26 protein-coding genes are annotated in these 22,210 nt (G+C 68.5%); 9 read left to right on the top strand and 17 right to left on the bottom strand.

All coding sequences use genetic code 11. The features are described 5' to 3' along the window. Positions 1–6: 6 nt before the first annotated feature. Positions 7–678, bottom strand: a complete 672-nt coding sequence (locus EV138_RS15380) for a DUF1707 SHOCT-like domain-containing protein (protein ID WP_133979612.1) — start codon at positions 676–678, stop codon at positions 7–9. 141 nt (positions 679–819) lie between these two features. Here EV138_RS15380 and fgd point away from each other — a divergent pair, with 141 nt between their 5' ends. Continuing rightward, positions 820–1,824 (top strand): glucose-6-phosphate dehydrogenase (coenzyme-F420), encoded by a 1,005-nt coding sequence (gene fgd / locus EV138_RS15375; RefSeq protein ID WP_133979611.1) that lies wholly within the window; start codon positions 820–822, stop codon positions 1,822–1,824. A 48-nt stretch (positions 1,825–1,872) separates the two neighbouring features. Beyond that, entirely contained in the window at positions 1,873–2,628 is a 756-nt protein-coding gene (locus EV138_RS15370) for a GNAT family N-acetyltransferase (protein ID WP_133979610.1), read from the top strand. Here the strand turns inward: EV138_RS15370 and EV138_RS15365 are convergent. Continuing rightward, positions 2,606–3,118: a methylated-DNA--[protein]-cysteine S-methyltransferase gene (locus tag EV138_RS15365; protein ID WP_133979609.1), complete on the bottom strand. Its 513-nt coding sequence runs from the start codon at positions 3,116–3,118 to the stop codon at positions 2,606–2,608. The genes EV138_RS15370 and EV138_RS15365 overlap by 23 nt on opposite strands. A gap of 79 nt (positions 3,119–3,197) precedes the next feature. On the opposite strand from EV138_RS15365, the gene EV138_RS15360 reads away from it, so the two are divergent. Together EV138_RS15360 and EV138_RS15355 are read left to right on the top strand one after the other, a co-directional pair. Continuing rightward, complete coding sequence (locus EV138_RS15360; RefSeq protein ID WP_133979608.1) at positions 3,198–3,752, top strand: molybdenum cofactor biosysynthesis protein; 555 nt, start codon at positions 3,198–3,200, stop codon at positions 3,750–3,752. Between the two features lie 125 nt (positions 3,753–3,877). Then, a complete protein-coding gene (locus EV138_RS15355; RefSeq protein WP_166678599.1) occupies positions 3,878–4,492 on the top strand; it encodes an acetyltransferase in 615 nt (204 codons plus the stop codon). A gap of 31 nt (positions 4,493–4,523) precedes the next feature. On the opposite strand, the gene EV138_RS15350 is transcribed toward EV138_RS15355, so the two are convergent. Further along, positions 4,524–5,063 (bottom strand): GNAT family N-acetyltransferase, encoded by a 540-nt coding sequence (locus EV138_RS15350; RefSeq protein WP_133979606.1) that lies wholly within the window; start codon positions 5,061–5,063, stop codon positions 4,524–4,526. A 119-nt stretch (positions 5,064–5,182) separates the two neighbouring features. Here EV138_RS15350 and EV138_RS15345 point away from each other — a divergent pair, with 119 nt between their 5' ends. Next, positions 5,183–5,950 carry an SDR family NAD(P)-dependent oxidoreductase gene (locus EV138_RS15345; RefSeq protein ID WP_133979605.1) on the top strand — a complete coding sequence of 256 codons (768 nt, stop codon included), beginning with the start codon at positions 5,183–5,185 and terminating at the stop codon, positions 5,948–5,950. 6 nt (positions 5,951–5,956) lie between these two features. Here EV138_RS15345 and EV138_RS15340 read toward each other — a convergent pair whose 3' ends face one another. The 5 genes from EV138_RS15340 to EV138_RS15320 all read right to left on the bottom strand — a co-directional run bounded on the left by EV138_RS15340 (position 5,957) and on the right by EV138_RS15320 (position 9,632). Next, on the bottom strand, positions 5,957–6,424 hold the full coding sequence (locus EV138_RS15340) for a DinB family protein (RefSeq protein WP_238158157.1): 468 nt from the start codon (positions 6,422–6,424) through the stop codon (positions 5,957–5,959). A 65-nt stretch (positions 6,425–6,489) separates the two neighbouring features. Beyond that, positions 6,490–7,095: an FMN reductase gene (locus EV138_RS15335; protein ID WP_133979604.1), complete on the bottom strand. Its 606-nt coding sequence runs from the start codon at positions 7,093–7,095 to the stop codon at positions 6,490–6,492. After that, positions 7,092–8,222 carry an LLM class flavin-dependent oxidoreductase gene (locus tag EV138_RS15330; RefSeq protein WP_133979603.1) on the bottom strand — a complete coding sequence of 377 codons (1,131 nt, stop codon included), beginning with the start codon at positions 8,220–8,222 and terminating at the stop codon, positions 7,092–7,094. Before EV138_RS15330 ends, EV138_RS15335 begins: the two co-directional genes overlap by 4 nt. Positions 8,223–8,349: 127 nt before the next feature. Then, complete coding sequence (locus EV138_RS15325) at positions 8,350–8,706, bottom strand: tetratricopeptide repeat protein (protein WP_133979602.1); 357 nt, start codon at positions 8,704–8,706, stop codon at positions 8,350–8,352. A gap of 50 nt (positions 8,707–8,756) precedes the next feature. Continuing rightward, a complete protein-coding gene (locus tag EV138_RS15320; protein WP_133979601.1) occupies positions 8,757–9,632 on the bottom strand; it encodes an aldo/keto reductase in 876 nt (291 codons plus the stop codon). 112 nt (positions 9,633–9,744) lie between these two features. On the opposite strand from EV138_RS15320, the gene EV138_RS15315 reads away from it, so the two are divergent. Then, entirely contained in the window at positions 9,745–10,446 is a 702-nt protein-coding gene (locus EV138_RS15315) for a helix-turn-helix transcriptional regulator (protein ID WP_133979600.1), read from the top strand. Here EV138_RS15315 and EV138_RS15310 read toward each other — a convergent pair. Genes EV138_RS15310 through EV138_RS38000 form a run of 3 tightly spaced genes read right to left on the bottom strand, consistent with a single transcriptional unit; the run spans position 10,424 to position 12,496 of the window. After that, the gene (locus EV138_RS15310) at positions 10,424–10,816 is read right to left on the bottom strand and encodes a VOC family protein (protein WP_133979599.1); all 393 of its coding nucleotides are present in this window, start codon (positions 10,814–10,816) and stop codon (positions 10,424–10,426) included. The two genes, EV138_RS15315 and EV138_RS15310, sit on opposite strands and share 23 nt — an antisense overlap. A 41-nt stretch (positions 10,817–10,857) precedes the next feature. After that, on the bottom strand, positions 10,858–12,198 hold the full coding sequence (locus EV138_RS15305; protein ID WP_238158156.1) for an alkaline phosphatase D family protein: 1,341 nt from the start codon (positions 12,196–12,198) through the stop codon (positions 10,858–10,860). Then, the gene (locus EV138_RS38000; protein ID WP_238158155.1) at positions 12,131–12,496 is read right to left on the bottom strand and encodes a PhoD-like phosphatase N-terminal domain-containing protein; all 366 of its coding nucleotides are present in this window, start codon (positions 12,494–12,496) and stop codon (positions 12,131–12,133) included. Before EV138_RS38000 ends, EV138_RS15305 begins: the two co-directional genes overlap by 68 nt. Before the next feature lie 120 nt (positions 12,497–12,616). Here EV138_RS38000 and EV138_RS15300 point away from each other — a divergent pair, with 120 nt between their 5' ends. Next, a complete protein-coding gene (locus EV138_RS15300; protein WP_133979598.1) occupies positions 12,617–13,105 on the top strand; it encodes a GNAT family N-acetyltransferase in 489 nt (162 codons plus the stop codon). 30 nt (positions 13,106–13,135) lie between these two features. Further along, complete coding sequence (locus EV138_RS15295) at positions 13,136–13,642, top strand: hypothetical protein (RefSeq protein ID WP_133979597.1); 507 nt, start codon at positions 13,136–13,138, stop codon at positions 13,640–13,642. 96 nt (positions 13,643–13,738) lie between these two features. On the opposite strand, the gene EV138_RS15290 is transcribed toward EV138_RS15295, so the two are convergent. The 6 genes from EV138_RS15290 to EV138_RS15265 all read right to left on the bottom strand — a co-directional run bounded on the left by EV138_RS15290 (position 13,739) and on the right by EV138_RS15265 (position 20,210). Continuing rightward, a complete protein-coding gene (locus EV138_RS15290) occupies positions 13,739–15,181 on the bottom strand; it encodes a diguanylate cyclase domain-containing protein (protein WP_238158154.1) in 1,443 nt (480 codons plus the stop codon). A gap of 193 nt (positions 15,182–15,374) precedes the next feature. Further along, entirely contained in the window at positions 15,375–16,133 is a 759-nt protein-coding gene (locus tag EV138_RS15285; protein WP_133979595.1) for a sugar phosphate isomerase/epimerase family protein, read from the bottom strand. A 70-nt stretch (positions 16,134–16,203) separates the two neighbouring features. Further along, on the bottom strand, positions 16,204–17,019 hold the full coding sequence (locus EV138_RS15280) for a sugar phosphate isomerase/epimerase family protein (protein WP_133979594.1): 816 nt from the start codon (positions 17,017–17,019) through the stop codon (positions 16,204–16,206). Continuing rightward, a complete protein-coding gene (locus EV138_RS15275) occupies positions 17,016–18,260 on the bottom strand; it encodes a dihydrodipicolinate synthase family protein (RefSeq protein ID WP_133979593.1) in 1,245 nt (414 codons plus the stop codon). Before EV138_RS15275 ends, EV138_RS15280 begins: the two co-directional genes overlap by 4 nt. Further along, a complete protein-coding gene (locus EV138_RS15270) occupies positions 18,257–19,420 on the bottom strand; it encodes a Gfo/Idh/MocA family protein (protein WP_133979592.1) in 1,164 nt (387 codons plus the stop codon). The genes EV138_RS15275 and EV138_RS15270 overlap by 4 nt, the downstream gene beginning before the upstream one ends. A 58-nt stretch (positions 19,421–19,478) precedes the next feature. Continuing rightward, positions 19,479–20,210: a cupin domain-containing protein gene (locus tag EV138_RS15265; RefSeq protein WP_133979591.1), complete on the bottom strand. Its 732-nt coding sequence runs from the start codon at positions 20,208–20,210 to the stop codon at positions 19,479–19,481. A 645-nt stretch (positions 20,211–20,855) separates the two neighbouring features. On the opposite strand from EV138_RS15265, the gene EV138_RS15260 reads away from it, so the two are divergent. Next, a complete protein-coding gene (locus tag EV138_RS15260; protein WP_238158153.1) occupies positions 20,856–22,190 on the top strand; it encodes a threonine/serine exporter family protein in 1,335 nt (444 codons plus the stop codon). Positions 22,191–22,210 lie beyond the last annotated feature (20 nt).

Here is a 22,210-nt window from a genome sequence, read left to right as displayed (position 1 = left end):
GCCCGCCTACTCCTCCGCGTCGAGCTGCTTGCGCTCCTTGCGTTCGGCTTTCAGCCGCTTGCGCTCGGCCTTGGTCACTTTGCGCTCCACGCTGACGCCGCCCCAGAAGGCGAAGCCGGTGACCACGACGCGCGGCCCGTCCGGCGGACCCGTACCGGATTTGCTGTGGTCGAAGCCGCCCATCACGCCGATGCCGCGGACCTCCAGGGCCACGTCCGGCGGTACGACGACGTTCACGCCACCCATCACCGCGAACGCCCGGATGACCGTCTCACCGGCCTCGAACCGCGCCTCGCGCAAGTCGATCCGGCCGCCGCCCATGATCGCGACCGAGGTGAACTGACGCGCGATCGTCCAGACGCCCTTGCGGTCGAAGGCGCCGAAGATGCCGATCCCGGTGCGCGAGGTCGGCGTACCGCCGATCCGCCCCGACTCGGCGACGGCACCACCCGTCGACGACGGCACCGGGAGGTCGTGGACGACCTTCTCCAGTTCGCCATGGGTCCGGGCCGCATGAGCTTCCTCCAGCCGCGCTTCGAACTCGGTCAGCTGGAGGCGTCCCTCCACCAGGGCGTCCCGCAGTACGTCGGCCACCCGCTCGCGGTCGGCGTCGGAGGCGCGCAGCTCGGGGCGCGGTTGCTCGGCGGGCAAGCCGGAGTCGGAGGAGGCGGAGACCATGGAGCAAGGGTAGGCAGGAAGGGGTCGCCCCGGCACCGTCGTAGTGTTCGAGGAGTCGGTTCCTTTCCGGATCCGGGCGGGTCGGAACATCGACGGGTCTGGCCGGGTTGAGGCCAGACAGACGACTAGTTGGGAGCACAGGTGAGTATTCGCATCGGGTACAAGGCGTCGGCGGAGCAGTTCGGACCGCGGGATCTCGTCGAGTACGCGGTCCGGGCCGAAGAACTCGGACTCGACAGCGTGACGGTGTCGGACCACTTCCTGCCCTGGCGGCACGAAGGCGGCCACGCCCCGTTCGCCCTGGCATGGATGGCGGCCGTCGGCGAGCGGACCGAGCGGGTGCTGATCGGTACTTCGGTCCTGACGCCCACCTTCCGCTACAACCCCGCGGTGATCGCGCAGGCGTTCGCCACGATGGGGCTGCTCTACCCCGGCCGGATCATGCTCGGCGTCGGCAGCGGCGAGGCGCTGAACGAGATCGCCGTCTCCGGCCGCGAGTGGCCCGAGTTCAAGGAACGGTTCGCCCGGCTGCGGGAGGCGGTCGACCTGATCCGCGACCTGTGGACCAAGGAGGGCGTCAGCTCGGACGGGCCGTACTACAAGACCGTCGACGCCTCGATCTACGACCGACCGGAGACCCCGGTCCAGGTGTACGTCGCCGCAGGCGGGCCGCTGGTCGCGAAGTACGCCGGACGCGTGGGCGACGGGTTCATCGCCACGTCGGGCAAGGGCATGGACCTGTACACCGAGAAGCTGATGCCGGCCGTGCGTGAGGGTGCCGAGAAGGCGGGCCGGTCCTTCGAGGACGTCGACCGGATGCTCGAGGTCAAGCTCTCCTACGACCGGGAGCCCGAGCTCGCGCTGGAGAACACCCGGTTCTGGGCGCCGCTGTCGCTCACGCCCGAGCAGAAGCACAGCGTCGACAGCGCGACCGAGATGGAACGCCTCGCCGACGAACTCCCGATCGAGCAGGTGGCGAAGCGCTGGATCGTCGCGTCGGATCCCGACGAGGTGCTCGCGCAGCTGCAGCCGTACCTCGACGCCGGGTTCAACCACCTTGTCGTGCACGGGCCTGGACACGATCAGGAGCGGTTCCTCACCCAGTTCACTGCGGATGTCGTGCCGCTGCTGCGTAAGCTTGGATAATTATTCAAGGTATTGCAAAAATTCAGTCTGTGCTTCTAAGATCCTAGGGTGACGACTGCTGCTCGGATGGATGAGTTGATGCACCGCGCCTGGCCGGTCGCGGATGTGGTGGACTTCGACGGCTGGGTGGCCCGGCGAGCAGCCGGTGTCACCCAGCGGGCGAACTCGGTGCTGCCGCTCGGTGCCCCGGGAGATCTGCCGAAAGCCTTGTCCTTGGTGGAAACCCACTACCTGAGCCAAGGGCTGGCGCCGCGCTTCCAGGTCGGGCCGGCCTCGCGTCCGGAGGGGCTGGACGAGGTGCTGGCCGCCCGCGGGTACGAGGTGGGGTCGCCGACGCTGGTGCAGACGGCCGAGATCGGCCGGGTCCTCGAACTGCTCCCGGACGATGAATGGCGAGTGAATATTTCCCCGGCGCCTGACGACGACTGGATCGAGCTGTGGTGGCGCGAGGACGGGCATGGCGGCGACGACGCGAAGGCGATCGCACGCGGGATCCTCACCGGCGGACGTGCGCTCTACGGCTCGATCCGCGAGCAGGGGACGGTGACGGCGGTCGCGCGGCTGGCGTTGGTCGACGACTGGGCGGGCTTGTACTGCGTGGTGGTGGATCCGGCTTTCCGGCGGCAGGGCCGGGCGCTGGCCGTGATGCGCGAATTGTTGCTAGAAGCAACCTCTCTCGGTTTCGACCGGGCCTGGCTCCAGGTTGTCGCCGGCAACGAACCCGCGCGTGCCCTCTACGCCCGGCTCGGCTTCGAGACCGTCTCCAGGTACCACTACCGCTTCAGAACAGTCGCTCGGCCTTGATCGCGGCGGGCTCTTCGAGGTCGAGGAGGAACTGCTTGCGCTTGAGGCCGCCGGCGTACCCGGTGAGCTTGCCGTCCTTGCCGACCACGCGGTGACACGGGACGACGATCGACAGTGGGTTGTGCCCGACCGCCTGGCCGACGCGCTGCGCGAGCGCCTTGTCGCCGAGCCGCTCCGCGAGGTCCCCGTACGTCGTGGTCTCGCCGCGCGGGATCTCGTCGAGCATCGCCCAGACCCGCTGCTGGAACTCGTCGCCGGCCAGCTGGATCGGGAGGTCGAACGCGTCGCGCTCGCCGGCCAGATACTGGTCCAATTGGCGGGCGGCCTCGGCGAGCAGCAGGTCGTCTTCCAGTTCGACCTTGGCGCCGAGCGTGGTTCGGTCGGGCTTGACCCAGTGGTGCGGGAAGTAGACCCCGGTCAGGGCGCCGTCCTTGGCCACGAGCGTGAGGTCGCCCAGTTGCGTGGTCGCGACCGCGTGCCGGTTGTACATCTGGATCTCCTCCGTCGTTGTGCTCTCCTGGGTAGAACGGTGTGGCGTCGGATCGTGTGAGGCTCAGTAAGCTCGGAAGGTGCGCATCGAGGAGGTACCGGTCGAGATCGTGGCGTTGGTCGTCTCACCGGTGCACGCGTACGAAGGGCGGCCGACGGACGGGCCCAAGCCGGACCCGGAGCCGATCGCGCGCGAGATGGTGACCGTCCGCGCTGGTCTGGGGCTGGTGGGCGACCGGTACTACAACCGTCCGGTCCATCGCCGCGCCGCCGTCACCGTGTTCGACGCGCAGGCGCTGGACGATCTGGCCGCCTCGGTCGGCCTGCTGGAGGTGCCCGATCCGCAACTGACCCGGCGCAACATCTCGCTGCGCGGGTTTCCGGTCGACGAGCTGGCGTCGCGTCGCGGGTCCGACGGCAGCCGGCTGAACGGCGCGATCTTCAGCCTGGACAGCGGCTCCGGGGCCGTCCGGTTCCAGGCGCATCGACCGGCCAACCCGTGCGCCTGGATGGACGTCGCGGTGGCACCCGGAGCCTTCAAGGGCCTACGAGGCCGAGGCGGCGTCCGCTGCGAGCCACTCGACGACGGCGAACTCCGTCTGGGCCCGGCCACCCTCGCACTACTCACCCGCTGACGACGGTCCGGTCCTGCCGCTGACGGCGGTCGGGCCTACCCGCCGGCGTTGACCCGGATCCACCCGTTGACAGCGGTCCGGAGTCACCCGTTGACGGCGGCGCAGCGGAAAATACGGTTTCCGTGGTGGTTTCCGTGCGGCAGGATCGCTGGATGGATGTCGAGATCGTGCGTGACGACGACCCGCGGATCGCCTCGCTGGAGACGGCCGGGTATCGGGTCGTGGGCGAGTCCTGGGCCGCGCGGTTGCGGAATCCGGATCGCGAGTTGCTGCAATCCGCCGTACGGCGTGCGTCGGCCGCGGGGCTGGTGGTGCGCGAGCTCGACTCGTCGTACGCCGAAGCGTTGTTCGTACTGGAGACGGCGAACGAGAAGGACTATCCGAACACACCCGCCTCGCACCGGGTCGTCGGTGACCTTGCCCGGATCGAGGCGATCTGGACGGACGGGGGCCGGGTTTTCGGTGCGTTCGACGGATCCTTGCTGGTCGCGGCGACGGTAGTTTCCGTGTTGCCGGAACGTGCGGAAACACGGTTCACCTCGGTGCTCGGCGGCTACCGCGGTCGCGGTATCGGTCAGGCGGTGAAGGCGGCGTCAGTTCTTGCCTTGCTGGCCGAAGGCGTGCAGGTCTTCGGCACCGGGGGCGCCGGGATCAACGAGGCCAGCCTCGGCGCCAACCGAGCCCTCGGCTACGTCCTGGAGGAGCGTTGGCGAAGCTACGCGCCGCCGACGTCGTCGTAGGACGGCAAACGTTTGCGGTTGATGAACGGCGTCAGGTGGTGATGGTCACCGGGCGTTGGGGTTTCGCCAGGGGATCGGTGACCAGGCGGGCATGGCGTTCTACGTCGTAGCGGGTGCCGTCGTAGTTGAGGCGTTCGCGTTCGACGCCCTCGCGGAGGAAGCCCGCGCTGGTTGCCACGCCGCAGGAAGCCGGGTTGTTGAGGCGGTGCCCCAGTTCGAGCCGGTAGAGGCCGGCCTCGTGGTGAGCCCAGTCGACGAGAGCTCTGAGAGCGTCCCGCGCGACGCCCTGGCTGCGGACGTCGGCGATGGTCCAGTACCAGGTCCAGCCGACCTGGTGCCGGTCGATGTTCGTCACGGCGACGCACCCGACGGGGTGATCGTCGGCGTCCGCGACGGCGTACACGTGACCGTTGTCGAGATCGGCGACCCGCCCGATCCAGTCGACCGCGGTCGCCCGGTCCCGGATGCCGCCCTGGTTCACCATGTCCGGATCCTGGTGCGCCGCCATCAGGCGCAACGCATCGGCCACCCGCCACCGGCGCAGCTCCAGCGTCGACACGTCGTACCCCATCCATCGAATCTACCGCCGCATCCTGCCCGCCAAACCCTTCCCCGGCGCGGCTGACCAAGGACCCGCCGTACGGCGTGCTGGCTGGCGTTGGTCCGTGCGGGCTGGGAGAGGATGGGGGTATGGGCTTTCTCGACTTCACGGATCAGGTTGTGCTTGTCACCGGAGCGAGTAGTGGGATCGGCGCGGCCGCCGCGGTGGGGTTCGCCGAGGCGGGCGCTGTGGTCGCGCTGCACTACCACCAGAACGCCGACGGGGCGCAGCACACGCTGAACGCCGTCAGTACTGCGGGTGGGCGCGGCTCGATTCATCAGGCTGACCTCGCCGAGCCGTCGTCGGCGGACGCGCTGGTCGACGAGGTGCTGGCGCGCTACGGGCGGATCGACGTACTGGTGAACAACGCCGGCGATCTGGTCAAGCGGTCGCCGGTCGTCGACGTACCGGATGACGAGTTCCGCCGGATCATGGACGTCAACCTGACCTCGGTGTTCGCGATGTCGCGCCGGATCGTGCCGGTGTTCCGCGGTCAGGGCGGCGGCGTGATCGTCAACGTCACCTCGATCGCGGGCCGGCACGGCGGAGGCGGCGGCTCGGTCGTCTATGCGACCAGCAAGGGCGCCGTGAGCACCTTCACCCGCGGCCTCGCCAAAGAACTCGCCCCGGAAGGCATCCGCGTCAACGCGATCTCTCCAGGCGTCATCGGCACCCCCTTCCACGACCGCCACACCGGCCGGGAACAACTCGCCGCCATGCTCGCCACCATCCCGATGGGCCGCACGGGCACGCCCCACGAATGCGTCGGCACCATCCTCTACCTGGCCTCGGACCGCATGAGCAGCTACGTCACCGGTCAACTCGTAGAAGTCAACGGCGGGCAACTCATGCCGTAACCGGCATCAGGAGCCGGTGGTGCCGTCGGTCAGTTCTCGGAGGGTGTCCAGGTGGCCGAGGTGACGGGCGGTTTCCTCGAGGAGGTGGGAGACGATCCAGCGGAGGGAGACCAGTTCGAGGCCCGGGGGTGCCCAGGCCTCCAGTTGATCGAGCGGGTGGGTGGCGGTGATCTCGCGGGAGCGGGCGCACTGGGCGTCGTACTCGTCGAGGAGTTGAGCCAGCGGTACGCCGGGAACGTGCCATTCGGCGTCGGGGCCGGCCGGGGACAGGTTCGGGAGCCCGAGGAAGCCCGCCTCGAACCAACCGTGTTCGACCCAGCGCAGGTGCGAGACCAGGCCCGCGATCGTCATCGCGGGCGACGACGGGAGGAGCGCGCGTCGAGCGTCCTCGTCAGAAACGCCCGAGCACTTGAGACGGACGGTCGCGCGTTGCCAGTCCAGCCAGCCGCACAGCATGGGTGCGCTCGTCCGCATCGCCGGGTGGTCGCTGTCGTGAGATCACCCGGCGATCATCCATCAATCGCTGGAGCGGTGCATCCTCAACCGTTCAGAAGGTCTTCGAAAGGCACCGGGTTGGCATACGGATCCACCTGCACCGGGCGAGCGTTGCCGATGGCATCGACCAGTTCGGTCGCGGCGCGTTCGACGCGGGCGCGAAGGGCTACCGCGTGGGGGCCCCAGTCGGAGGAGGCGGCGTAGACGCCGGTCGGCATCACAACCGCTTGTAGATAAGCGAAAAGCGGGCGCAGCGCGTAGTCCAGGACGAGCGAGTGCCGCTCGGTGCCCCCGGTCGCGCCGATCAGGACGGGCTTGCCGACCAGGGCCTTGTCGTCGAGTACGTCGAAGAACATCTTGAACAACCCGTTGTACGACGCGCTGAAGGTCGGTGTCACCGCGATCAACGCATCAGCCTGTACGACGTACTCCAGCACCTCACCGAGTTCCTTCGACGGGAAGCCGGTGAGCAGGTTGTTGGTCAGGTCGTGCGCGAGCTCGCGCAGTTCGAAAACCCTGACCTGGTACGGCGTTCCGCGGCCGTCCAGGTTGTCCCGGACGGCGGCGGTCAGCTGGTCGGCGAGCAGCCGGGTCGACGACGGGGTCGTCAGGCCGGCGCTCACCACGGCGATGGTGCGTTCGGTCGTCACTTGGTCTCCTCAATGCCGGCAACCGCTGGGCTGACGGTCTCGAGAGCGCGGGCGCGTTCGGCGGCCGCCTTCAGCGAAGCATGTGTCGGAGCCTCCGGAACATGGGCCGGCCGCAACGAGTCGAATTCCTTACGCAGTACGGGAACGACCTCTTCGCCGAGGATGTCCATCTGCTCCAGCACCGTCTTCAACGGCAGACCGGCGTGGTCGGCGATGAACAACTGCCGCTGGTAGTCACCGAACTTCTCCCGGAAGGTCAAGGTGCGCTCGATGATCTCCTGTGGCGAACCGACCGACAGCGGCGTCTGCTCCATCGTGTCCTCCATCGACGGGCCGCCGCCGTAGATCGGCGAGTGGTCGAAGTACGGCCTGTACTCCGTGCGCGCGTCCTGCGAGTTCTTCCGCATGAAGACCTGGCCGCCGAGCCCGACGATCGCCTGGTCCGCGGCGCCGTGCCCGTAGTGCTCGAAGCGCTGGCGGTAGTAGTTGACCAGCCGGGCCGTGTGCTCCGCCGGCCAGAAGATGTTGTTGTGGAAGAACCCGTCACCGTAGTACGCCGCCTGCTCGGCGATCTCCGGGCTGCGGATCGAGCCGTGCCAGACGAACGGCGGTACGCCGTCGAACGGCCGCGGCGTCGAGGTGAACCCTTCGAGCGGCGTACGGAACTTGCCTTCCCAGCTGACCACGTCCTCGCGCCACAACCGGCGCAGCAGCGCGTAGTTCTCGACGGCGAGCGCGATGCCGTCGCGGATGTCCTGCCCGAACCACGGGTAGACCGGGCCGGTGTTGCCGCGGCCCATCATCAGGTCGACCCGGCCGTCGGCCAGGTGCTGCAGCATCGCGTAGTCCTCGGCGATCTTCACCGGGTCGTTGGTGGTGATCAGCGTGGTCGAGGTGGAGAGCAGGATCTTCGAGGTCTTGGCGGCGATGAAGCCGAGCAGGGTCGTCGGGGACGACGGGACGAACGGCGGGTTGTGGTGCTCGCCGGTGGCGAACACGTCGAGGCCGACCTCCTCCGCCTTCAGGGCGACCGTCACCATCTGCTGGATCCGTTCGGCCTCGCTCAGGGTCCGGCCGCTGACCGGGTCCTTGGTCACGTCGCCGACGGTGAACACACCGAACTGCATCTGCACTCCTCGAAGTCTTGGTAGTTCAGTATTTAACTACCTTGCTCGACAGAACGCCATTTCCCGGCGTGTCATTCCCGTACGCCGCCTGGCGCGCCCGCTCGCAGGACTGCACCGAGCCTCCGCATCAGGACTGGGCGCGGAGGCTGTGGGAAGCGAGCAGGGAGTCGTCGCCGGTCAGAGCGGCGGCGATTCGGCGGTGCTTCGCGGCCTCGTCGGGGCGACTGAGGCGTTCGAGCGTGCGCGCCATCATCAGGTGGGCGTACGACTCGGTCGGCGCCCGGTCGATGACCTCTTGCAAGTGCTCCGCGGCCGGTTTGAGGAGGGCGCTGTGAAAGTAGGCGCGAGCCAGCAGCAGCCGGGTGCCGACGTCTTCCGGGGTCTCCTCGACGACGGGCAGCAGGGCCCGGATCGCGCCACGGTAGTCCCGCTCGTCGAAGTACTGCTGGCCGATTCCGTAACTCAACGCGCGCATGTCCTCCATGGCCGACTCAACGCCCCGCGGTACGGCCGCTATTCCGCGGGGCGCCGGGATCAGGAGGCGTCGAGGGTGGCGACCTGCTCGGGGGTGAGGGTCAGGTCGATCGCCGAGTAGGAGTCGCGGATGGTCTCCGGGCGGCTGGCGCCGGGGATCGGGATGACGACCGGCGACTTGGCGAGCATCCAGGCGAGCGTGAGCTTCTGCGGGCTGACGCCCAGCTCGTCGGCCAGCTGGTGGAACGCCGGGTGCTTGCTGCCGAGGTCGCCCGCCTTCGAGATACCGCCGAGCGGTGACCAGGGCAGGAAGGCGATGCCGAGCTCGTCGCACAGCTCGAGTTCCGGCTCGCTCGACCGGAAGGCCGGCGAGAACTGGTTCTGCACGGAGACCAGCCGGCCGCCGAGGATCTCGTTCGCCTGCCGGATCTGGTCCGGGTTCGCGTTGGAGATGCCGGCCATCCGGATCTTGCCCGCGTCGAGCAGGTCGCGGATCGCGCCGATCGAGTCCTCGTACGGCGTCTTCGGGTCCGGCCGGTGGAACTGGTACAGCCCGATCGCCTCGACCCCGAGTCGCTTGAGCGAGTCCTCGGCGGCCTGCTTCAGGTGCTCCGGGGAGCCGTCCTGGGTCCACGCGCCGCCGCCCGGGCGAAGGTGGCCGCCCTTGGTCGCGACGAGTACCTCCGACGTGTCGCCGCCGTACGAGCTGAGCGCCTTGGCGATCAGGGTCTCGTTGTGGCCGATGTCGGAGGAGTCCAGGTGGTACGCGTCGGCCGTGTCGATCAGCGTGATGCCGATCTCGAGGGCGGCGTGGATGGTCGCGATCGACCGGGCTTCGTCGGGCCGGCCCTCGATCGACATCGGCATGCCGCCGAGCCCGATCGCGCTGACCTGGACGTCGCCGATGCTGCGGGTGATGGGGGTATCAGTAGCCATACTCCCAACCTCCCGCACAGCGACTCAGCTTTCCAACAGTAAAAACCACTGAGAGCCAGCAGCTCATTTGCTGAATGCTCAAACTGTCGGTGGGGCTGACTAGCTTGAGGGGGTGAATCGTACGGACCGGCTCTACGCCCTGGTGGAGGAGCTCCGGGCGGTCGCGCCCCGGGCGCGGAGCGCGCGACGGCTGGCTGAGCGCTTCGAGGTCAGCGTGCGCACGATCGAGCGGGACATCAGCGCTCTGCAGCAGTCGGGCGTCCCGATCTACGCCGAGGCGGGCCGCACCGGCGGCTATTGCCTCGACAAGGCGCGCACGCTGCCGCCGGTGAACCTGACGCCGGGCGAAGCCGTCGCGCTGGCCCTGGGGCTGCGCCGGCTCGGCGGTACTCCGTTCAGCTCGGTGGCGGGTTCGGCGCTGCGCAAGCTCGTCGCCGCGATGCAGACCGACGACGCCGCGGCGGCGCACGAGCTGGCGGAGCGCGTGCACCTCTTTGCCGACGAGGCAGAGCCCGTGACCGCAGTACCGCGGCTGGTGGCTGACGCACTCTCCACCCGCCGCGTCCTGCGCATCGCGTACGCCGATCGCGCCGGTGCCGTGACGACCCGCGAGATCGAGCCGCTCGGCTATGTCGGCAAGGCCGCCCAGTGGTACCTGATCGCCTGGTGCCGGCGCCGGGATGCCGTGCGGGTCTTCCGGACCGACCGCATCACCTCCGTCACGGTCACCGCCGAAACACCCGCGCCGCGTTCGCTGCGCCGAGAGGACCTCGACATCCCTGACGGGAAGATCAGCCGGCTGGTGCTGGCCTGACCGGCGGGGTGAACACCGAGAACTGGTTGCCGGCCGGATCGAGCAGGTGCGCGAACCTCACTCCGGCGGTATTGACTTGCGGCCCCCGCTGGATCTTGCCGCCGGCAGCCTCGGTCTTGCGGCAGGCCGCATCGACGTCGTCGACCAGGACGGTGAAGACCGCGTAGTTGGCCAGCTCGCCCTGGGTCGCGAAGAGTCCACCGCGCATCCCTTCGCCGTCGCCGGTGACGAAGAACTGGTACGCCGGGTCGCTGCTCACCGTGTCGTCGTGGGCAACCTTCCAGCCGAACACGTCACCGTAGAACCGCTCGGCGGCCGCCGGGTCGTCGGTGCCGATCTCGAACCAGGCAATGCTGTTCACTACAGGCATTTCATCCCTCTCCGTTTCGCGCCGGGGGTTGTCCCGACTCCTCAACTCTCGGCGACCGCCGCGACAACCCCCTGTCGGTGTTTCCGCGAAATCTCAGTCCAGCTGAACGTGCGGTTCGCGATCTTCGACCACGTAGCTGGGTAGCTGGCGCGAGTGGTGATCGGGGCGTTCGGCTTGCTGACGTAGGGGAGGACGCGGAAGTCCGATCGCCACTGGTGCTTGTCGGCGGTGACGCGGACGTAGCCGCGCTGGGAGTTGAAGAACTTGAGGTGCGGATTGGCGGCGAGGAACTGCTGACCCTGGTCGGTGGTGTCCGCGCCGTCGCCGCCGCTGGTGATCGACGTACCGACGAACTCGGTGCCGACCGTGGGTGAAGCGGGATCGGCGAAATCGCGCTTGAGCTCGAGGGCGTAGTTCTGGTGCCGGTCGCCGGTGATGACGACGAGATTGCGGACGCCGCTGTCCTGCGCCGCCGCGAGCACCTTGTTGCGCTCGGCAACATATCCGTCCCAGGGATCCAGCCAGACATGGGTTTCCGGGCCCGGCGTCCAGTCGGTCTGTCCCATCGGGGTCTGATTGCCGATCACCTGCCAGCGGGCGTTCGACGTACGGAAGCCGTTCAGCAACCACTCGCGCTGCTTGCCGCCGAGCATCGTGTTGTCCGGGTCGAACCGGTCGTCGCAGGTCGACGAGTCGCCGTCACCGCAGGGCTGGTCCGAGCGGTACTGGCGGGTGTCGAGAATGGTGAAGTCGGCCAGGCGGCCGTAGGGGAGACGCCGGTGGTACCGGATGTCCGGCCCCGAGGGCATCTGCGCGTGCCGCAGCGGCAGGTTCTCGTACATCGCCTGGAACGCCTGGGCCCGGCGCGTGCGGAAGACGACGGGGTCCTGGTCCGGCTCGGTATCGGCCTGTGACAGGTCGCCGGCCCAGTTGTTCTCCACCTCGTGGTCGTCGAAGGTGTGGATCCACGGGTGCGCGGCGTGCGCGGCTTGCAGGGGCGCCTCGGTCTTGTAGAGGGAGTACTGCAGCCGGTAGCGCGCCAGGTCGAAGGTCTCCGTGTGGAATCGTGGGTCCGTCACGACACCGCGCTTGTTGGTCTTCACACCGGACTCGTAGAGGTAGTCGCCGAGATGCACGACCAGGTCGAGGTCCTCGTCGGCCATGTGCTGGTACGCCGTGAAGTACCCGTCCTGCCAGGCGTTGCACGAGGCGAACGCGAAGCGCAGTTCACGGGGTGAGCTGAACGGATGCGGCGTGGTTCGGGTACGCCCGACAGCCGAGACCTCACCGCCCGTGCGGAAGCGGTAGTAGTACTCATGGTCCGGCAGCCCCGTTGACCTCGGGGTGGACGGAGTGGCCGAGCTCAGGCGTCGCGACGACACTCGACCGGCGAACGATGTGCCGGAACTGCTCGTCGCGAGCGACCTCGTACTCCACCCGCACCGGCTTGGCAGGCATCCCGCCGCGACCGTCGACGGCGTACGGGTCGAAAGCCAGCCGCGTCCACAGCACGACACTGCTGTACTGCGGATCGCCGGACGCGACGCCCAGCGTGAACGGATTGCCGGTGCCGGCCGGGGCGGCATACGTGGTCGAGGCGTCCCAGACACCGGTCCCGAGCAGCACCGCCGCAGTACCGGCGCCTCCGAAACCAATGAACCGACGACGTGAAACAGGCATGGGGAACCCTGCGGTGAGCGGATCGGACCCTCAGCCTCGAGTCACAAGGTGAACACCGCGGTAAACGAGTTCCACCCGCGGATGAATCCCCGGCAATCGGTGACCGGGCAGGATGAGGCCATGCAAACCGACGACCGAATCCGCCGCGCCCGGCCGACCGACGTACCGGCGATCGTGGATCTTGTGTACGCACTGGCTGAGTACGAGCGGGCACCGGACGAGTGCCGGCTGACGGCCAGCCAACTGGAGACTGCCCTCTTCGGTCCGACCCCCGCCGTCTTCTGCCACGTCGCCGCGGCCGAACCCGAAGGCGAGGTGGTCGGCTGCGCGCTCTGGTTCCTCAACTTCTCCACTTGGCGCGGCGTCCACGGCATTTACCTGGAAGACCTCTTCGTCAGCCCACAACACCGCGGCTCCGGCCTCGGCAAGGCCCTCCTCACCGCCCTCGCCCAGGAATGCGTCACCAACAACTACGAACGCCTCGAATGGTCCGTCCTCAACTGGAACACCCCCGCCCTCGACTTCTACAAGTCCCTGGGCGCCCGCCCCCAAGAAGAATGGACCACCTACCGCCTCACCGACGAAGCCCTCACCACTCTTGGATCCTGAGTAGGACTCTTCCGACACTAGGGTGGGGTCATGATGACGAAGAAGATCTTGGTTGCGCTCGGCGCGTTCGCGCTGCCTGTCGGGTTGTTGTCGGTCAACGCGCTTCCGGCGGAGGCTGCGGGTGGTCCGGTCAAGTACGCGCAGGCCTGCGAGGCGCTGGGCTACAAGAAGGTCGTGCAGGTGGTCGACCTGCGCAAGGACGGCTTCGGCAACAAGATCGGCGAACTCCGCACGATGCGCAAGACCGGTGCCAGCAGCAACAAATGGTGCACCTACCTGAAGAAGACCGGCAACACGGTCGGCAACAACAACGTCGTCAAGCTGCACGTAGAAGTACTCACCAAGTCGTCAGGCAAGTTCAGCACCAAGAGCGCGTCGCTGACCGAGACGGTGAAGTACTACTCCTCGAGCTTCGCCTATACCTCCCTGGACGGCGCGGCCGGGACGAGCCACCGCACGATCCTGTACGCCTCCACCGGAATGAAGTCGGCCAGTTCGAGCACCTGGTACACCACGGCTACCACCATGATCGGCTGAATGCAGCGCTGGTTGTTCTGACGACACGTCGGCCGAGACCGGGTGACCTCCGTGTCCCACGCCGCCTTGACCCATGCGTGGGCGGGGTTCTTGTGTTCAGTGGCTGCGGTGGCGTTTGGCTTCGTACATGGCGTTGTCGGCGGTGCGGAGGAGTTCGTTGAGGTCGGAGGCGTAGGGGCTGACGACGGCGGTGCCGATGCTGGCGGTGACGGGGACGTCGATGCCGTCGAGGGGTTTGCTGATGGACTCGTCGATGCGGCGCATCAGGACGTCGAGGTCGTCGCCGTCGATGTCTTCGGCGAGGATGGCGAACTCGTCGCCGCCGAGGCGGGCCACCGTGTCACCGTGCCGTACTTCGGTGAGTAGGCGATCCGCGATCTCCCGCAGAGCCCGGTCGCCGGCCTCGTGGCCGTACTTGTCGTTGACCTGCTTGAAATGGTTGAGATCGCAGAAGAGCAGCACTCCGCGCCGTCCGGTCTGCCGCGATCGCTGCAGTGCCGAGTTGAACCGGTGCTGCAGGAGTCGCCGGTTCGGCAGGCCGGTGAGTGGATCGTGGGCCGCGTGGTGCTGCAGTTCGCGTTCGGCGTCCTTGCGGGCTGTCACGTCGTCGATCTGGATCAGCACGATCCGCGGCTGATCCTTGCCTTGGTCAACGATCGCGGCGGTGCCACCGAGCCAGATGTCGTTGCCGTCCGTACGCCGGAACGTCCGCTCGAACCGGTACGGTCCGTGACCGGCGCTGAGCAGTTCGATCTCGCGACTGGTCTGGCCGGCGTCCTCCTCGCGCAGGTAGTCGACCAGGACGGTGCCGATCAGCTGGTTCGGGGTGTAGCCGGTGATCCGGCAGAACGCGTGGTTGACCCGCAGGATGCGGCCCGACTCCGGTCCGTCGAAGGCGATCGTGGCCATCCCGTTGCCGGCCCCTTCGAAGACCAGCCGGAAGGTCGTCTCGCTGGCTTCCAGCCGGGCCTTCTCGGCCAGCAACTGGTCGGTCAGCCGGGCCTTGTCGATCGCCAGTCCGGCCTGGGTGGCGAAGATCTCGAGCAGTTCGCGATGGATCTGTCCAGGCCTGCGCTGGTCCTCCGGCAGGTCCACCGACAACATCCCGACCAGTTCGCCGTCGGGCGAGTGCAGCGGTGCGAACAACGCGTCCAGCGGATGCCACGCGTCGGGGTCGGTCGGCACCGGGATCTCCGGCACCCAGCCGATCACCTCGCCCTCCGGCAACCGCTCGTGCGGGACGAACCGGAGCCCGCCCCACTTGTCCGCGATGTCGAACTCGGCGTCGAAGATGTCGGCCGCGCTGACCGTACCCAGCAGCGCCTTCTTGGCCTCGGGTGACCCGGCGACCGCGATCACCTCGAACTTGCCGTCGGGGTGTCGCAGGTTCAGCACGGCGATCCCGAAGCCGAGACCGTCCACGACACCGTCGACCACTGCCTGCAGGGTTTCGGCCAGGCTTCGCCCGGCGCCCATCCGGGCGCTCACCTCGTACAGACGGCGTACAGCCGTCATCCGCACAGTGGGCTCGTTCTGCACGTGTGATCTCTCCGGCGTCACGGCATCGGCGGCCTCACGGGACCCCGCCGTGGGAGGGCCCCTTACAGAGTGACAGATCCGCGGGAACGGACAACGCTTCCCGACACGCCGGTGCGCGGCCGTACGACGCCGGACGGCAACCGTTCACCTGCTGTCAGTGACGACAATAGGCCAAACCCGCCGCCGGCGACGCTCAGTACCTCATTTCGGCCAGTGATCGATAGCTCCTCGCGGCAGTGACCCAAGGGTCCGCCGGGGCGTCGTGCTCCACCAGCCACTGCTCGACTCCACCCCGTTCGGCCAGGGCGAACATCGCCGGAAAGTCCAGCCGGCCGGCACCGACGTCTTCGAAGGAGCCGTCCGCGGCCATGTCCTTGACGTGCAGCGCAGGGAAGCGGCCGGGGTGGTCCCGGAAGTAGTCAACCGGATCCTTACCGCCGTTGACCACCCAGTAGAGGTCCAGCTCGAAACCGAGCAGTTCAGGCTCCACCTCGTCGAGCAGGATGTCGAACAGCACCTGTCCGTCGACCTCGGCGAAGTCGTGCCCGTGGTTGTGGAAGAGCAACTGCAGCCCGGCCTCCCGCGCGGCGCGTCCCGCCACGGTGAAGGCGGCCGCCGCCTCCCGGAACCCCTCGGGCGTGTGCAGCTCCGTCGGCAGCGAGGGCACGACGATCCACTTCCCGCCCAGAGCCTGTACGTCGGCCAGCGCGCCGTCCCAATCGTCGGCGAGCCGGTTGTATCCGACGTGCTCGAGCACGATCCGCAAGCCGGCGTCGTCCGCGAAGGAACGGATCTCCGCGGCCGAGTGACCGAACCGGCCGCTCACCCCGACCGTCCGGTAGCCGATCTCCGCCAGCCGCTTGAGGGTGCCCGCATAGTCGTCGGCAAGAGCCTCGCGCATCGTGTAGAGATGCATGCCGATGCCGTCGGCGGGGATGGTCCGGTCGCTCATGGGGAGTCAGTCTCCTTCGAGAGAGAGCATCGTTGCTTCGGGCAACTCAGGGCACCCGGCACCGACCGGCTCAGGCGACGTGTTCGCCGTACCGGGCCAGGGCCAGGTCGAAGACTTCCTGGCCGGGTGCGTTCCACAGGTCCTGGTTGAAGATCTCGACCTCGACCGGCCCGTCGTACCCGGCCGCGTCGCACGCCTCACGGAGTCTGCGCAGCTCGATCGAGCCGTCACCCATCATGCCGCGGCCGAGCAGGGTGTCGGCGGGCAGCGGGACGACCCAGTCACTCACCTGGTACGAGCAGATCCGGGCGCCGGCGCGCTCGATCTGCCGGTAGACGTCGGCGTCCCACCACAGGTGATACGCGTCGACGACCACACCGACCTGCTCGACCGGGAACTGCTCGGCCAGGTCGAGGGCGCCACCGAGCGACGACACCACGCAGCGGTCCGAGCAGAACATCGGATGCAGCGGCTCGATGGCAAGCCTGACTCCGGCTTCCTGCGCGTACGGCGCGAGCTCGGCGATGCCGTCGCGGACCATCGCCCGGGCGCCGTCGAGATCGCGCGAGCCGGAAGGCAATCCGCCGCTGACCAGGATCAGCACGTCGGTGCCGAGGGCAGCCGCTTCGTCGATCGCGCGCCGGTTGTCCTCGATCTTGGCCTGACGCTCGGCAGCATCGGTAGAGGTGAAGAAACCGCTTCTGCACAAGGAGGAAACGCGTAGCCCGGCGTCGGTGACCAGCTTCGTCGACCGCTCCACGCCGTATTCCTGCACCGGTTCGCGCCACAGGCCGATCCAGGACAGGTCGGCCTTGGCACTGGCCGCCACGACGTCCTCCAACGACCAGTACTTCGTGGTTGCCTGGTTGAGGCTGTAGCGATTCACGCGTCGACCCCACCCACGATGAGCAGCTTGCGGAAGCGATCCACGGCCAGCTCGGGCGACGTCAGTACGCCGGCCGCGTCGGCCAGCCGGAACGTCTCGGCCAGGTGCGGAAGCGAGCGGCCGGTCTGCAGTCCGCCGACCATGCCGAAACCGGGCTGATGCCCGTTCAGCCAGGCCAGGAAGGCGATTCCGGTCTTGTAGTAGTACGTCGGCGCCGAGAAGATCTGCCGGGCCAGCGGGACCGTCGGGGCGAAAATCTGCCCGTACGCCGTGACGTCGCCCTCGTCGAGCGCCTTCAACGCTGCCGCGGCGGCGGGAGCGATCGCCGCGAAGATCCCGAGCAGCGCGTCGCTGTGCCGGTCGCCGTCGCCCTGGATCAGCTCCGGGTAGTTGAAGTCGTCACCGGTGTAGAGCCGTACGCCGTCGGGAAGTCGCTTGCGCAAGGCAATCTCTTTGCTTGCATCGAGCAACGAAACCTTGATGCCGTCGACGTGCGCCACGTTCTCGTTGATCAGCTCGACGACGACATCGGCCGCGGTGTCGAGCGAATCGCCACCCCAGTAGCCCTCCAGCGCCGGATCGAACATCGACCCGAGCCAGTGCAGAATCACCGGCCGGGACGACTGCCCCAGCAACCGGTCGTAGACCTTCCGGTAGTCGTCCGGAGAAGTAGCCGCGGCACACAACGCCCTGCTGGCCATCAGAATCGGCTGAGCACCGACTTCCTCGGCCAATGCCAGTTGCTCTTCGTACGCGGCGATCACCGCATCCAGCGGATGCACCCCGGGCGCCAGTTGGTCCGTCCCAACCCCCACTGCAATCCGCTTCTCCAAAACCCCGGCGCCTGCGGCGCTCCCCGCGCCCGCGGCGCTTCCCGCGTCGGCGGAGCTCCCCTCAGTTCCCGCGACGGAGGAGCGAGCAGGTGCTTCCGCCGCGGAGCGGCGAATGAGTTCTTGGGTGGCCGGCCAGTCCAGGCCCATGCCTCGCTGGGCGGTGTCCATGGCTTCGGCGACCGACAGGCCGAGCGACCACAGGTGCCGGCGGAAGTCGAGGGTGTGCTCCCAGTCGATCGCCGCGGGAGCGCCTGGCGAGTTGTCGCCGAGCGGGTCGGCGACCACGTGCGCCGCGGCGAACGCGAGTCGGCTGCGGGCCGGCTCATAGGTGCCCTGGGCAACCGGCGTACCGGTCAGTTCGTAGGTCTCGAGGCCGCCGTCGCGGGGCAGCCGCAGCGACAGGCTCATGCCCGCGTCTCGATGTCGAGCGCCGGGACCTCCAGCTTGCGGCCTTCGCGCCACGACTGCAGACCCAGCTCGGCGAGCTGCACGCCCTTGGCGCCCTCGACGAAGTCCCAGGTGAACGGCGCGTCGTCGACGACATGCCGCAGGAACATCTCCCACTGCACCTTGAACCCGTTGTCGAACACCTCGTTGTCCGGCACCTCCGACCACTGGTCGCGGAACGAGTACGCCGCCGGCAGATCGGGATTCCACACCGGCTTCGGCGTCGCCGAGCGGTGCTGGGCGCGGCAGTTCCGCAGCCCGGCGACCGCACTGCCTTCGGTCCCGTCGACCTGGAACTCGACCAGTTCGTCCCGGAACACGCGCGTGGTCCAGGACGAGTTGAGCTGCGCGATGATGCCGCCCTCGAGCTCGAAGACGCCGTACGCCGCGTCCTCGGCCGTCGCGGTGTAAGGCTGCCCCTGCTCGTCGTACCGGGTCGGGATGTGGGTCGCGCCCTGGCAGTAGACCGACTTGACCGGGGCGAAGATCTGGTCGAGCACGTACCGCCAGTGGCAGAACATGTCGACGACGATGCCGCCGCCCTCCTCGGCCTTGTAGTTCCAGGCCGGCCGCTGCGCTTCCTGCCAGTCGCCCTCGAACACCCAGTAACCGAACTCGCCGCGCACCGACAGGATCTCACCGAAGAAGCCGCCGTCGACGAGCCGCTTGAGCTTGCGCAGGCCGGGCAGCGAGAGCTTGTCCTGGACGACGCCGTTCTTCAGCCCGGAGTCCCGGACGAGCCGGGCGAGGTCGACCGCAGCGTCCAGACCCTCCGCGATCGGCTTCTCGCAGTAGATCGCCTTCCCTGCCTCGACCGCGGCGCGGACGCCCTTCTCCCGCAGTTGGGTCAGCTGCGAGTCGAAGTAGATCTCGACGTCCGGCTCGGCCAGCGCCTCGGACAGGTCCGTCGTCCACCGGGTCAGGCCGTAGGTGTCCGCGATGTTCTTGAGCTTGAGCTCGTTGCGGCCGACCAGGATCGGCTCGGGGATGATCATCGTCCCGTCGGCGGCCGGGATGCCGCCCTGCTCGCGGATCGCCACGATGGAGCGCTCCAGGTGCTGGCGCAGACCCATCCGGCCGGTGACGCCGTTCATCACGATGCCGATGCGTCGATCGTTCACTGTGCTACCTCTCTTCGGCGCTTCGTCTGCGCTGGTCTCTATCGGGCGGTTCGCGGGATCAGGTGTTCAGGTCGTAGACATCGAGCCGGCCGCACATGCCGTGCCGGCCCAGCTCGGTCGGTGCTGGGAGTTGGTGGAGCTCGGCGGTCCGCAGGTACGGCGCTTGGCCGGTCTCCAGTGCGTCGAGGGCGGCACCGGTCTCGTCGGCGAGGCGGCGAGCGCCCTGCTCCCAGCGCCGCCGCCAGTCCGCGAGTTGCGGACGGACGATGCCGATCGCGGCCTCGTAGAACGGGTCGAGGGCGGACGGACCCTCGGCGTCGTACGCGGTTCGCAGTACGGCGAAGCCCTCTAGCGCCAGGTTGCGCCGGGCCATCGCGGAGGGGGTCCGGGCCTCGCCCTCGCCGGTCAGCGTGGTCGCTTTGAGGTAGGTGTCGCGGTCGGTGAGGTGCTCGGGCGGGAGAGTCAGTACGGCGTCGCCCGCTTCGGGGAGGCCGGAGTTGGACATCAGGGTGAGGATCTGGAGGCCGCCGTTGTTGACCAGCCGGTGGATCGTGCCCGGGTCGAACCAGACGACGGTGCCGGCCTGGAGCGGGGTCTCGGTGAAGCCCTTCGGGTTGAGCGTCTGGACCGCGCCGGAGCCCGCGATCACGTAGTACCCCTCGGAGCAGGCGAGGTGGACGTGCGGCGTACCGCCGACCAGGCCGTCCGGGGCCTCGATGTCGTAGACCTTGAGCAGCGAGATGCCGATGCCGCCGGGCAGGGCGGCGGCGGGTGGGCCGTACTCGCACATGGTCGCCTCCTGGTCCGGCCGACGCCTGGGAAAGGGCTTTCCAAGGCTTGTGTGGGCAACCTTAGGTGGGCGGTCACGACGAGTCAACCTGTCGGGAATCGCTGGCGGAAAGCGGTTGCACCCGGTGGGGTGGGCAGGCGGATGCGGTACGGCGTACCGGCGGGCGTTAGCGTCGTTGCCATCAACGAAAGGAGCCCGGTGCCCGAGGCCCCCGACTCGCCGACCGACCACCCCCGACTGAACGAGCTCCCCATCGCAGCCAACCAGCCGCGCCACCCCCGCACGTCCAGTCAAGGCACGCAAGCGCGCCGGCGGGAGGACGCAGACGCGGCGAGGAAAGGCGAGCCTGCCGCAGCAGAAGGCGAAGTCGCCGGGCGGCGGCCGCTGGATGGTGCGGTCGGTGGTGGCGAGCAGAAGGCGGACCGCGGTGTCGGGGAAGTCGCCGGGCGGCGTTCGATGGATGGTGGGGATGAGCGGAACCCGGACCGCGGTGTCGGGGAAGTCGCCGGGCGGCGCTCGATGGATGGTGCGGGCGGTGGGGACGAGGGGAACGCGGATCGCGGGGTGGCAGAAGACACTGCTGAGCGGCGGGGGGTTGGGTTCGGGCGGCGGCGGGATGATCGGGATCGGGATGGGCAGCGGGAGTTGTACCGGACGCTCGATCTGGCGTTGCGGATCGGTGAGGTGGTGTTGTCGAGCGGTGCGGGGACGGCCGATGCGACGGCGACGATCCTGTCCGTGACCGCTGCCTGTGGACTGCGCGGGTGTGAGGTGGACATCACGTTCACCTCGATCGCCATCTCCTACCAGGCGGCGCCCGACGTCGCCCCGGAAACACACATGCGGGTGGTCCGGTACCGGGGTCAGGACTTCTCCCGGCTGACCGACGTCGACCAGCTCGTCCAGCGGCTCGCGCGCGGCGAGGTGACCCGCGCCGATGCCAGTCGTGAACTCGCCCGGATGGTCTCGGCCGGTCCGCCGTTCCCGCGCTGGAGCTCGGTGCTCGCCTGGGGTGTGATGGCCGGCGGCGCGACCCTGCTGCTCGGCGGCGGCTGGCTGATCACCCTCGTCGCCGTCGTCACGGCGATCCTGATCGAACTCAGCAACCGCTGGTTCAACCGCCAGCGCCTGCCCGCCTTCTACCAGCAGGTCGCCGGCGCCTTCGTCGCCACCGCGGTCGCGTTGATCCTGTACGCCGTCCACGCGCCGGTGAAGCCATCGCTGGTAGTTGCCGCAGGCATCATCATGCTGCTCGCCGGGATCGCCCTCACCGGTGCCGTCCAGGACGCGATCACCGGGTACTACGTGACCGCGGCGGCCCGCAGTCTGGAGGCGATGCTGCTCACCGGCGGGATCATCGCGGGCGTCAGTCTCGGCCTCGCGCTGGGGATCAGGTTCGGTCTGCCGGTCGCGATCGAGGCGCAGACGATCAAGCTCGCGAACCTGCCGATCATGGTCGGCTCCGGCGCGTTGATGGCGGTCGCCTTCGCGTTCGCCTCGTACGCGCCGCTGCGGTCGCTGCTACCGGTCGCCGTCGTGGGCGCGGCCGGATCACTGGTGTTCACGATGATGGCGCGGGCGCAGTTCGGGCCCGCTTGGTCGACGGCCGCGGCGGCCTTCGTGGTCGGGCTCGGCGGGTACTCCCTGGGTCGGCGCTTCGGCGTACCGCCCCTGGTGGTGGTCGTCTCCGGCACGGTGCCGCTGCTGCCTGGACTGACCATTTACAAGGGGTTGTTCGAGGTGATGAGCAACGGCAACCTGACCGGCATCGTCAGCCTCGCCACCGCCGTCGCCATCGGTGTCGCGCTCGCATCGGGCGTCATCCTCGGCGAGTACGTCGCCCAGCCGATCCGCCGCGAGGCCCGCCGCCTGGAGGACCGCCTCGCCGGTCCCCGCCTGGTAGGCCCCCGTCGCCCGGTACGCCGCCGCGCCCGCACCTCCCACCACCGCACCCGCCGCACCCGCCGCCCACCGGCCTGACTCTCCCCGTTCGCCGCCGA

Source organism: Kribbella voronezhensis, from assembly GCF_004365175.1.
Lineage (GTDB): Bacteria > Actinomycetota > Actinomycetes > Propionibacteriales > Kribbellaceae > Kribbella > Kribbella voronezhensis.
The sequence above is the reverse complement of the archived record's forward strand: the minus strand, read 5'-3'. Positions and strand labels throughout refer to the sequence as shown.